Annotated in this window: 9 protein-coding genes; all 9 read right to left on the reverse strand. The window is 43.7% G+C overall.

From position 1 onward, the window contains the following. Window positions 1-3: 3 nt before the first annotated feature. Window positions 4-2,910, reverse strand: coding sequence for an ABC transporter permease (locus QMA13_RS18945; RefSeq protein ID WP_282935320.1), 2,907 nt, complete (start codon window positions 2,908-2,910; stop codon window positions 4-6). A gap of 12 nt (window positions 2,911-2,922) precedes the next feature. Next, the gene (locus tag QMA13_RS18950; protein ID WP_282935321.1) at window positions 2,923-3,960 is read right to left on the reverse strand and encodes an efflux RND transporter periplasmic adaptor subunit; all 1,038 of its coding nucleotides are present in this window, start codon (window positions 3,958-3,960) and stop codon (window positions 2,923-2,925) included. Between the two features lie 195 nt (window positions 3,961-4,155). Next, on the reverse strand, window positions 4,156-5,568 hold the full coding sequence (locus QMA13_RS18955) for an S-layer homology domain-containing protein (RefSeq protein WP_282935322.1): 1,413 nt from the start codon (window positions 5,566-5,568) through the stop codon (window positions 4,156-4,158). Between the two features lie 207 nt (window positions 5,569-5,775). Then, window positions 5,776-7,104 (reverse strand): ABC transporter substrate-binding protein, encoded by a 1,329-nt coding sequence (locus tag QMA13_RS18960; RefSeq protein ID WP_282935323.1) that lies wholly within the window; start codon window positions 7,102-7,104, stop codon window positions 5,776-5,778. An 84-nt stretch (window positions 7,105-7,188) separates the two neighbouring features. Beyond that, a complete protein-coding gene (locus QMA13_RS18965; RefSeq protein ID WP_282935324.1) occupies window positions 7,189-8,517 on the reverse strand; it encodes an ABC transporter substrate-binding protein in 1,329 nt (442 codons plus the stop codon). A 35-nt stretch (window positions 8,518-8,552) separates the two neighbouring features. Continuing rightward, a complete protein-coding gene (locus QMA13_RS18970; protein WP_282935325.1) occupies window positions 8,553-9,554 on the reverse strand; it encodes a hypothetical protein in 1,002 nt (333 codons plus the stop codon). A gap of 118 nt (window positions 9,555-9,672) precedes the next feature. Further along, window positions 9,673-10,986 carry an ABC transporter substrate-binding protein gene (locus tag QMA13_RS18975; RefSeq protein WP_282935326.1) on the reverse strand — a complete coding sequence of 438 codons (1,314 nt, stop codon included), beginning with the start codon at window positions 10,984-10,986 and terminating at the stop codon, window positions 9,673-9,675. Between the two features lie 386 nt (window positions 10,987-11,372). After that, on the reverse strand, window positions 11,373-12,065 hold the full coding sequence (locus QMA13_RS18980; RefSeq protein WP_282935327.1) for a hypothetical protein: 693 nt from the start codon (window positions 12,063-12,065) through the stop codon (window positions 11,373-11,375). 23 nt (window positions 12,066-12,088) lie between these two features. Continuing rightward, window positions 12,089-12,787 carry a hypothetical protein gene (locus QMA13_RS18985; protein ID WP_282935328.1) on the reverse strand — a complete coding sequence of 233 codons (699 nt, stop codon included), beginning with the start codon at window positions 12,785-12,787 and terminating at the stop codon, window positions 12,089-12,091. Window positions 12,788-12,799 lie beyond the last annotated feature (12 nt).

The raw sequence follows: 12,799 nt of genomic DNA on the forward strand, positions 1-12,799 counted from the left end.
TTGTTAATCTTCACCCAGCTTGACGGCTTGATGTATCCGGATACGCGAAACTATGTGTGCTAGGATCGTCAAGCCCGTTATTATCATCACGGTGACAACCCAATATAGCCGAACCTGATCGTTTGGATCAAACGTCACTTTAAATGGCGGTACTTGTGTTTTTGGATCGAAGGACATTTCGAATAATGGCACGAATAACTGGCTCGTAATCCCCCCGGTTGAGATTCCTATAACGATAGCTGCTCCAGAGATTAACACCTGCTCTCCTATAAGGATGACTAGCAGTTGGAAAAAGGAAATCCCCATTGCCCGCAATATACCGAATTGAAGCGTTCTTGCGTGAAGCGACAACACCCAGTATAAGAGGAAGCCGAAAAAGCATATGCATATTGAAATTAAAAATCCTAATGTCATCACTCCGTTAATGGCCATCTGGAACGGATCCTTGATCGCTTTAATTTGTTCCTGCTTTGCATCTCTTATGGCTTCGATCTGGTAGCCATGATCCGTAACCGCTTTATATACTAATTGACTGCTTGCCTCAGTTTTTAGCTTCAGCCATACTTCATAAGGCTCCAGTGCAAGGTTATTCTGAATATAAGACAAATGCCCGATAACGAGCATAGGTCTTTTTATTTTAGTCGCCCCTGTTTTACTGGAAACGGTTATCGTCTCATTCACACCGGGGTTTGGGTTCCATGACGGCCAGTAATCCACGATCCCATAGACCGTGAACTGGGCTCCTTCTATCCCTGACCAGCCAAGGCTTATCGTATCACCCGACTTGAGGCTGTACTCCTCTGCCAAGGATCTCGATATTAAGACAGCGGATGGTTTGGAAGCGATTAGGTTTAAATAGCTATTCATGTGATGGTCGAGCAGTCCTGGGCGCATCCAGCCGGTTTGACCGAATTCCTTCGTTTCAATCCCCATAAGCTGTACAGAGTCCTGCGACCTGCCTCGAGTAAAAGTGGCATCTTTCTTGATGAATACTTTGGCAGCATGTTCAACACCCGGAAGTTGCGTAAATGGTAGAAAGGACGGCTCCGTATACTGTGTTCTCTGCGTAGCTGAAATATCGGATGCTGTATTTTCCTCCTCGGCCTCACCTCCTTCGTTCTCTTGCATGCCGGCTAAAATAGCCGGGGGTGCATCATTTTCCCATCGAATTTGCATCGTTATATCTGCTCCAGCCGAATATCGGATCTTATCTGTTGTATTTTTATTAATCGTCCTCGTAGCGCTGGCACTGAATAATCCTGTAGCAATCGTAATAATCAAAAATACCATAATAAATTGATATTGAAGGGTGGATCGACTGACTTGAATCAAGGTGAAGTATAATGATGGAGGCCACCATCGTCTGCCCATCGAGTAGATTAACTTCATGAACCAAGGGTACAACCGAAGCACCAGCAGCCCCATTCCCAGGATGAAAATAGCTGGAATGAAAAACAATAACGGGTCCACTCTTAAATCTCCCGATTTTAAACCAAGCGACAGCAGATCCTTGATTCGTGTTTTGTACTTATATAATCCATACAGGGATATCCCGATTAGGATCACATCAATGAAATAAAGGTGCCAAAAGGAGCTGCTCTCCTGGCGTGCGGACTGCTGCTTGTGCCCGACAATCGTAGCCTTTGTAGCCAAAATTACAGGGATAAGCGTCATCACTAATGAACTGCCGATAGCAATCAACGCATACAAGAATGCATCCTGATTTAGCGTCACATCCAGCTTGGCCCGTTGAACAAACTCTAGAAATCCGCTGGATGCGCCCAGTACTTTGGTCAAATACATCCCAACATAAGGTCCGATAAAAAAGGCAATGGAGCCCAAGACCAAGCTCTCCACAACATAACTCGCAATAATTTGCAATCTGCTTGCTCCACGGCTTCTTAGTACGGCAATTTCTGTTTTCTGGCGATCCGTTATCAGATTGGCTACCATAAACAAATAAAATCCGAGCATAAGAACAACTGGTACATTCAACGACCATAGCATCATTCTCAGATTGGCTTCTTTTACATAATAGTTACCGAGTGTTTTTAGCGCTGGAGCATTATAGTTATGTGTCTCATAATGCTCATCCATATGTTTATCAATGGAAAAATGAGTGGCAATGAACGTATTGACGGTTTGCAGCGTCATTTTCTTATAATCCAATGCCCAGTACCAATAGCTCGACTGTACATGCAGCTTTCCAGCGTTAGTAAATTCTTTTTCGAACAAAGTAAAGTCAATCAAAAAGCTGTTCTTGTAGCTACTGGGGATGTTATACCAGAAAACATCGGTATAATCGCTGCGATCCAATACTCCCACAGGCTTGATATGGATGGCTTCCTTCGTCAGTTCGTCCTTGATAACAAAGACCGTGTTCAGGACCATTCCTAATTCCGTCAACGCTTCCTGCACCACAAGAGCCTCATAGATCCCGTCAACCTGAGCTTGTGCAGGCATACGTCCGTCTACAAGCCGGATATGCCCTTCCAAACCGTCAATAGCTGTAATATCTGCAGATCTCTGCTTACTGGTATCCACTTTATCGGGTTGAGCGGGCAGCACATTGTATCTCTGTGTGGATCTTTCGCGGACGAAGTATTGCTCGGGAATACCGAAACGGCTGCCTGTATTTTTCAAAAAATCATCGGTTTCCGCAAGGTTTATGTTCTTTTCTTTATCCTGACTGGGAGGCAAGTTGACTGAGAGCCAATAAATTCCCGGATATTGGCTGCTGGTCGTCTGCATCTCCTGCAGCTCTTTAAGCAGCAATCTTTGCAGTATCGCATTGGTATAGATAGGCATGCTGCTTGCCAGAGCAACCGACAATATCAAACCAAACAGCAGACTAAGCTCAAGCCATTTATTATTGATCATCTTGCGCAGGATCATGATAAATATTGACACGCTCTTAGCCTCCTAGTTGGCTAAAATAATTTTCTGTCCCTCATTTATACCTTTACGTATTTCCACTTCCGTTGCTGCTACGATTCCTTTCTCAACATCAACTTCTTTACGACTTTCTCCTTCCAGCACCTGAACATAATCACGCCCCATATAGCTGCGCAATCCGGCTCTCGGAATTACAATGACCTGTTCTCTTTTTTCCGTCACAATGGTAATGTCGGCTTGAGAACCAATGGTTACTTCTTCAGGCAAAGCTCCTTTTACATCAATAACCAAAGATTTATTGTTTTTATCCTGAACTGTTTTATTATCGCTTGGAGCGGCAGTTAACGGTGTTTGAATGACCTTGCCTGAATAAATCTTGTCTTTAATTTTTACCGTCACATTCATATTATTTTCTACTCCACCAAGATCGTTCTGGCTGGCAGCCGTATAAATTAGCTTCATCTGCGTAGGATCGGAAAGCGTCACCATTTGCTTGTAGGCAGCTACCTCTTCGCCAGGTTTGATGGAATCGACGAAGGTGACGAACCCATCAGACTTGGCTGTGAGCTTGGAATTTTCAAGCTGGGTCTGTAGTGATTTCAACTGGATCTGCGCGCTCTCCATATCGAGCATTTTCAACTGTACCGAAGGGTTATCCAATCCTTTATCGGCTACTTCCTGCACCAGCGATATCTTGGCCTTTTCAATTGCAATTTCCTGTACTCTTATTTTCGTTTCAAGCTCGCCAGTTTCCGTGGATGCGATGAGATCGCCGGCTTTCACTTTATCTCCAATCTTTACGTTGATCGATATCAGCTTCCCTGCGGAGGTTTTGTAATACAGGTAATCCGTCTTATCCGAGGCAAAAGTGGCAACCCCGCTGATTTGCTTCACAATGTCCTCACGTTTGGCTTCAAAGATATTTATCGTTTCTTTGACAGGCTCGACAAGCGGCGGGGCAAGCTCCTCTTCTTCAACAGGCAGTAATGAGCATCCGGTAAGGGGCATCAGCATACCAGAGATACTAATCGCGATGATAAATTGAACAGCAATCCGCTTTGACATCTTGACCATCCCCCAGTGACACACGTGGCTGCAAATGACACGGAATCGTTAGAAATTTTGTTATCACCACCTTACTATGAAAACGTTGTCTGAATTTAGGTGATTCATTTCATTTTTATAGGTTATTTGTTTCATCTGCCGATGGATGCAAAAAAACTCCAGCACGTAAGCTGGAGTTTCATCATTAAGTAATATCTATGGATTTTGGATGGCCCACAATGCTTGTGCATCGAACAGCTTCCACAATTCGTTAGTAGCATTTTCCTTCATGGAGGATGAATTTGAACCGAAAGTTACGGTACGGGCAGCTACAGGTTCTCCTAGGATATTTTTCGAACCTTTCTCATAAGCAGCAATAACAGGTTTAGAAGAATCGCCTGCGGCTGTTGCAATAATGATAGCATCGTCGCTCGGCTTGGAATATCCGATACCATCCGGTTCATAGTAAATCTGCACATCTCCCTTTAAACCAGCAGCTAGTGGGTGATCAGACTTTGTAATCGTAATTTTCAATTGTTTATCGATATTCGTTTTTTCAGAAACGGAGGAGAAATCAGCATCGCCAAACGAAATCAGTTTGTTGTAAATAATCGGTATAGGGAGATCTTTCAGCTTTTTCTTGACATACTTGGAGTTTGTTGATGAACCGATAACGATAAGGTCGTAGCCTTCAAAAGCTTCCGGTGCTATTTTAGCACTTGGAAGACGTGTGACTTCAAAGCCTAAAGATTGCAAACGGCTGACAATAGGCTTCTCATCATCAGCCATTGTCGTTTGCCCAGATCTAATGTCACTTGTAACGATCGCTTTCTTGCCTTTAGCAGATACTTTCGTAGCCGTTGAAGATGAAGGTTCCGGATTCGTCGCCGGTGTTGCCGGATTCTCTTTCTTTGGCTCAGACGTTGTCGTTGGTGCAGGTGTTGGAGTCGGCGTAGTTGTAGAACTACCCTTTCCTTCAAACAGCTTTTTCGATTCATAGCTTGCTAGTACAAGCATCTTGCGGGTAGCAGATGCTTTGCCCCCGAATGTGCCATCGTCCTGCTTCGCCATAATATTCTTCTCAAGCGCTAGTGCGACGTAGCCTTTAGCCCAATCGTCTACTGTGCTATCTGTCACTGGTGTGGCTTTCTTCGCAGCATCATCTAGCCCAAGTCCACGGATTAAAAACGTTGCAAGCTCCTGCCGAGATACTTCGCCGGATGGATTATAAGTTGTACCCGTCGAATCATAACCGTTAGTTAATTCGGCTTTTTTCAGTGCTTCCACAAAAGTGAAGGACCAATGATCCGTGCCAACATCGGCAAACGACGGTTTTGTAAGCGTTTTATCTGTAGGCAGCGAAAAGATAATTGCCGCTACCTTGGCGAATTGCGCACGATCCATCTTGGAATCCAAGCCGAACGTATCATCCGTTAATCCGCTAAAAACACCTCCACGGATCAACTCATCGAACTTGCTCTTCTGATCTTGAGGAAGATCCTTTAAGTCTTTGAAATCATCTACACTTTTGACGGCAGATGGGGTGTCTGCAGTTGCTGCAAAAGCAAACGGAAGCACAGTTAACGATAAAAGGAGGAGACATAATAAAGAAGAGAATATTTTTTTCATTCAACGCACCTTCCTAATTTTAATGATGGCAGTTCACTACATTCTTAACTTGATTCTGATGTTTGTCCGGACGACACCTCCACGATAGAGTATGGTTTCAAAAATGGATAGAGATTGTACTCTTTAAAAATAATACGAAACGACAAATACATTATAGGCGCTTAATTGCATGATTATAGGTTTATTATTCCTAGATAGATACAACGCTTACTTGTTGGCTGCTTTACTAAGCTCATCCTTAGCTGCTTTCTCGGCTAAGATCGCTTTGCTCTCCCTCTCCTCCGTCATTCTCAGCGCTGTCACCGTATCTTTGGACTCCAAGAAAATCAACGGCGCGAACACGCCTTGCGTATTGACAAGATGGTAAGTTAAACCTGGGGCGCGAGCTGGTGTGGCATCAGCATATTTACCGTAAAAGATGGACTCCGTATGCTTCCCCTTCAGCTGTGGTAGATTTTTGCCGAATGCTTCTTTAACTGCCTGAGTTTGCACCGGTCCGACAATGCCTTCCTTGGACAACTCGATTTGAGCCTCTTCGCTTAGCAAATAGGAAATGACCTGGAAAGCCTGATCCTTCTTCGTTGATTGTTTCGTAATATACATTGATGTGACGTTTGGTTGGTATCTTGTATCCGGCAAATCATTGAAAAACGGAACCGCAGCAATATCAAAATTCAAATTCTTGTTGTCTTCATAGAATTTCACAATTCGATCTGCAGAAGCGACAGCCATGGCGATGTTGCCCTTCGAGAAATCTTCCACTGTATCAAATTGGTTGGCTGGAATTTCATAGAAACGCCTCATATTGTCAACCAGCTTCTTCCAACCATCCGTACTTAAATTCGCCTTGTTCTCCGTAGGGTGCAATGGATTCAGAGATAGCTGATTATAGTTCATATAATGGCCAGGATTCTGCGAATATCCTTTATACGTAATTTCCCCGTCTACGCGAGTCAGCTTCTTAGCTAATTCATAAGCCTCGTCATACGTCATGCCATCCTTAGGATAGTCCACACCAAATTTGTCAAAGATGTCTTTATTGTAAAAGAGGTGAAAATCCCCAATCTGAAATGGGAGACCATAAATAGCCCCCTCCTTGGTAATATTCTTCATTCTATCCATCGATGGCTTATTCAGCTTTTCGGTATCGAAATTATACTTTTTGATCAGCTCTCTCATGTCGTATTGAAGGTCATTGTCGATGATATATCGATTTAAATTCAAATGGGAATCATCCATGATGATATCAGGAATGGTACCTGCCGCAATAAGATCCTTATACTGACGCCCAGGGTTATCCCAGTGGATATGCTTAATTTTCAGATCTGGAAACTTCTTTTGAAGCGGTTGGCCGATCTGCTTTTGGAATATCTCTTCCTTAGCATAAGAAGCAGGCCATACCGTGTATATCAACAGTTCATTATCCGGCGAAGAAGGAGTCACCGTTTCAATAGTTCCAACAGCAGTTGACTTGCAGCCTGAAATCAAGAAGAGTGTTGAAACAACTAGCACCGATTTCTTTATAACGTTCTTCATTCGAAAAACCTCCTTTTTAAAAAGAAAAGCAACCCTCAATGTAATGTGCTACTAAATGAGGGTGCCTTTATATTGTGATAATTATTATTTTTTCGCTGCCTTCTCGAGCTCCGTCTTGGCTGCCTTGTTGGTTTCGATCGCTTTGGTAGATTGCTCTTCAATCATCCTCAGTGCCGTTACAGAATCTTTGGATTCTTTAAAAATGAGCGGAGCGAAAACATTTTGCATTGGGACATCATACCAGAGAAGACCTGCACCACGTGCTGCCGGAGGCATCGCTGTTTTGCCATTAAAGATCGCTTTTGTGTTCTTCCCACGCATTTGCGGCAGGTTTTGCCCAAATGCCTCTTGCACCGCTTTGGACTCCATAGGAACGATAACACCTTCCTTAGCCAAATCGACCTGATGCTCCTCGGACAGTATGGCGGCCATTGCTTGGAAGGCAAGATCCTTCTTCGTCGATTGCTTCGTAATATACATGGAATATAGATTTGGCTGGTATCTCGTATTCGGTGATTCGTTGAAGGACGGAACGGAAACGACATCGAAGTTTAAATTTTTATTTTGCTCATGGAATGAAACCAGATGATCTACGGTTGCGACAGCCATGGCGATATTTCCTTTCGATGCGAACACTTCGACCGTATCGAATTGATTAGCAGGAATGTCGTAGAAGCGTCTCATATTGTCTACAATCTTTTTCCATTCCGGAGTATTCAAGCTTGCTTTATCTTCCTTCAAGCTAAGTGGGGATAGAGACAACTGATTGTAATTCATATAATGACCAGGGTTTTGTGAGAAACCTTTGTAAGTCGTCTCGCCTTCAACACGGGTCAGCTTCTTAGCGAGCTCATAAATCTCATCGTACGTCATGCCGTCCTTCGGATAATCCACACCAAATTTATCGAAGATATCCTTGTTGTAGAACAGAAGGAAATCATTATTATTGAACGGCAGCCCATATAATGTACCTTCTGGAGACAAATTCTTCATCTGTGCCACATGAGCAGGGTTCAGCTTGCTCGTATCGAAGTTATATTTTTTAATTAAATCTCCGATGTCATATTGCAGATCGTTGTCAAAAATATATCTCTGCACATTCATACGAGTGTTATCGATAATGATGTCTGGAATCGTACCTGCAGCAATCAAATCCTTATAGTCGCGACCTTTATCCCAGTGAACATGCTTAATGGTTATATCCGGAAACTTCTTTTTCAAATATTGACCGATCTGCTTATCAAAGTTCTCTTCCTTTGCAAAATAGGCGGGATAAACCGTATATATAAACAATTCATTGGGTGAAGATTTGGGTGTAGTTGTTTTTTCTTCACCTGCGGGTAATGACGTACATCCTGCTAACAATGCTATCGAAGTAGTAAATAATGCAGTTCTCAAACCCTTTTTGTTCATGATCTTTTAATATCCTCCCTATTTTCGTTTGCAATCTATCCGTTTTGCAGCGTCCATAAAGTCAGGTTATCCAAAAGTTTCCATCCGTTATCCGTTGTATTTTCCTGTAGACCGTTATTCAAAAAGAAGAATGAAATGCGCGCCTTCACTTCATTACCGTTATCGGCTTTGGAGCCTTTGTCATAGTAATAAATAGCCGCTTTGTCTTTATCTCCAGGAGCGGTTGCTATCACTTTGGCCTCCTTGCCAGGCAGACCATAGCCGATCCCGATTTTGGAATTTGTATCTTTATAAATATCCACTGTACCCGATAAGCCACCCGCTACCTTATGTTTGCCATCTACAATATCGATGGATTGAACATTAAACACATTGGCATTTTCCTCTATAGACGATAAACCTAGATAAAACATACCATGATTTTTCACATAGACGGTTGGTATCGCAACCTCCTTCATGATACCTTCCTTCAGTATTTTGGAATTTGTAGTTTGGCTGAAATAAAGCAAATCATAGCCTTTCGTTTCATCCACCTTGAAATCTCTGTCCGCCATTGCGGTAACCTTAAATCCGAGAGCCTTCAATCTGTCGGCTACAAATTGATCCTCTGGGGCATTTTCTCTGCCTACCATAAGCAGCTTCTTACCGCTTGCAGACACTTCCGGTTTTTCCGGCGCAGGGGTTGGATCAGGTGCTTTGGTTGCAGGCGCTGCTGTTTCCGCTGCCTTAGGCGGTTCTGCTTTTGGTTCCTCAGCCTTTGGCTTTTCTTCAGGAGCTTTGGTTGCTGATGGCGCTTGGGTTTCAGCCGGTTTTGGCGTTTCCGCAGGCGTCTTCACTTCCTCTGGCTTGGGCGAGGCTTCAGGAGCCTTCGTTTCCGCAGGCTTTGGTGCTGCAGGTGTAGGCGTCGATGAATTCTGTGGCGCGGGTGTTGCAACCCCCTTCAATGGATTGTCGGAAGCATTATCTTTAGAAGTAGAACACGCCATAATGGATAGAACCATTAAAGCAATGACGAACAAGCCGAGAATACGCTTCATGAATCGGTTTCCCCCTTTAATTTTGACTTTCTTATTCTTTTGAAAAAACCAAAACCCCCAGCCTCACTTACATCGTTCTTCTGGAGGTTTGTTTATTCAGGTTTTCATTATGCCTATTTTATTTATTCGCTGCCTTCTCGGTCTGAATCCCCTTAGTCGTCTGTTCTTCAACCATCCGAAGTGCTGTTACGGAGTCCTTCGATTCTCCGAAAATCAATGGCTGAAAGACGATATGTGCGGGAACGTCAATATAAGTCAAGCCGTTAGCGCGCGCCGCAGGCGGCATTGCGTTCTTGCTAGCAAATATCGCTTGCGTATGTTTCCCTTGCATTTGAGGCAGGTTTTTCCCGAACGCTTCTTGAACCGTTTTGCTCTCCAGTGGGCCGATTATCCCTTCCTTCGAGAGCTCGGTTTGCATTTCTTCAGAGAGAAGATAAGAAATCACCTGGAATGCCATATCCTTCTTGGACGATTGCTTCGTGATATAGGCGGAGTACATGTTCGGTTGAGCTTTTGTATTAGGTAAATCGCCGAAAGATGGCATAGAAGCGATATCAAAATTCAAGTTTTTGTTTTGCTCATACCATTGGATAATTTTTTCCGATACGTGGACGCTCATCGCCATTTTCCCTTTAGGGAAATCGTCAACCGAAGTAAACTGGTTGGCTGGGATTTCGTAGAACCTTCTCAAGTTGTCCACCAGCTTCTTCCATTCAGGTGTATTGAGCTCAGCCTTATCTTCCGTCAAGCTTAGAGGAGAAGCAGACCGCTGATTATAGGTCATGTACAAACCAGGATGCTGTTGATAGCCCTTGTATGTATTTTCTCCTTCAACACGAGTCAGCTTCTTGGCAATTTCATAGATTTCATCGTAGGTCATCCCGTCCTTAGGATAATCGACACCGAATTTATCAAAGATATCTTTGTTGTAAAAGAGAACCAAATCGCTCAACTGGAACGGCAGGCCGTAAATCTTCCCTTCAGGAGTCACATTCTTCATCTGTGCCATAGCTGCCGGATTCAGCTTGCTCGTATCGAAATTGTACTTTTTGATAAGCTCCGTCATATCATACTGAAGATCATTTTTCAGAATGTATCTTTGGAGATTCATACGTGCGTTATCGATGATAATATCAGGAATCGTGCCTGCTGCGATTAAATCCTTATAGTCTCTTCCTTTATCCCAGTGAACGTGCTTAATGGTGATATCGGGGAACTTTTTCTTTAAATACTGGCCGATTTGCTTATCGAATACTTCCTCTTTTGCATAAAAAGCAGGATATACCGTATAGATGAAAAGCTCATTATCAGGTGATTTAGGCGTGTTTTTCGCCTGCGGTTCCTCTACGGGATTAGCAGGTGAACCTGTACAGCCTGCTAGCAAGGAAACGGTTGAAGCGATGATAAATGAAGATTTCAATAACTTTTTCATTCCTCGGTTGGACCTCCTTTATTTTTGCCCATTATATGATATTAGGTATAACCCTTTGGCTAACGAAGATTGGAATAGGATAGGATCGACCTCCCTTGTTGAAATCTGCGTGACATGAAAATTGCAAAGATCGAGCAGTCATGAAAACGCTTTGAAAATAAATCGTGAACGGCCGCCGTTGAAAATGACTTACAGGATGTACTTTTACTTTATTACGAAACGGGATTGCATTCATTGGGGGAGATTCCATTTTTATAGGTTGTTTATTGCATCTTTTCTTCGAATCGGTATCAAGTTTCCCTTCTTGAACACTCAAAGCCGAGCGAACACGATGTAGGTTGTTGTAGTGAAAAAAGCCTCTTCCCGTTAAGGAGAGGCCTTCCCTATTACTTGCTAGACGTAGCCCATTGGACGGCTGCATCGAACAACTTCCACCCGTCATCAGTTTGATTGATTTCCTCACCGCCGACCAGATAAAAGTATACTTGCCTTGCTGGAACCGATTCATTGCTTAATGTTTTGGAGCCTTTCTCAAAAGCACAAATCACCGCTCTTCTTTCATCATCAGGTGCAGAAGCTACTACGATACCATCTTTCGCAGGAACGACGAAACCGATCTTGCCCTCTGACTGATAGACGTTCACCGTTCCTTGTAAACCCGCCGCCATCGGATGATCGGCCTTTTTGATCGTAACGGATGTACCCGCAAAATCGCCTTGATCCACATCCGACTCCTTGCCAGACAAATCAATATCGCCCATGTTTTGAGCTTCTGCATAAATAACAGGAATGGGAGAATTCTTCAGCTTGTTGCCTACCTTATTGGAATTCACTGTAGAGCTCACAAAGACTAAAGTATACTTCAGCGCTTGTTCTGCCGTAAGCTCTTTGTCCGCCGTTACGAATACCTCGTAGCCAAGTGACTTCAAATGCTTAACCGCGATGGCATCCCCTCCTCCTTCCCTGCCCACGAACAGGGCTTTCTTGATGGCAGGTGCCTGAGTAGCCGTAGAAGCTGTGCAAGCCGTCACAAGCATGACGACCACGATCATTGAAATTACGGTTGCGATACGTTTCATCCTATTAACCTCCCTGGCAGGAGCTACTTTTTCCCTAATGCCCATTTCACTGCTGCATCAAATAGCTTCCAGCCCGCCTCTGTCTGATTGATCTCTTCTCCATTGAACATGTAGAAGTAAACTTCACGTGCGGCAACCGAATTTCCTTTTGCATTTTTAGCGCCCTTTTCATAGGCAAAAATGGTTGACTTCTGATCCTCATTCGGCACCGTAGCCACGACGATGGCTTCTTTACCGGGAATGGCGTATCCCATTTTCCCATTATCCTGGTATACATCCACCTTATTCTGCAGCCCTGCCGCCAACTGATGCTGGCTATCCTTGATCTGAATGGTCTTGGCTGCGTTCGCTCCCGTAAGAGCTCCATATCCTTCCGTTTCCGTCATCCCTGTATCGCTGGTCGATTGAGGCTCAGCATAAATTACAGGCACAGGGACATTGACGAATTTATCCTGTATTTTATTGGAATTGACCGATTCACTGACGTAGATTAACGATTGTCCTTTGGCATGATCAGCCGTAAGCTCCTTATCGATGACAACCATAACATCCAAACCATGTACTTCTTTCAAGCGTTTAATGGTTATTGCATCTCCACCACCGTCTTTTCCAACGAACAGCACTTTGTTACCGACATCCTTCGTGCCGACAGATGTGGCATTGCAAGCCATTAAGGTAATTACCATAGCCATAGCTGCTATCATTCCCAGTACACGCTTCATCCAGCTACCTCC

The sequence above is a fragment of the Paenibacillus sp. RC67 genome (assembly GCF_030020805.1).
In the GTDB taxonomy this organism is placed as follows: Bacteria; Bacillota; Bacilli; order Paenibacillales; family NBRC-103111; genus Paenibacillus_S.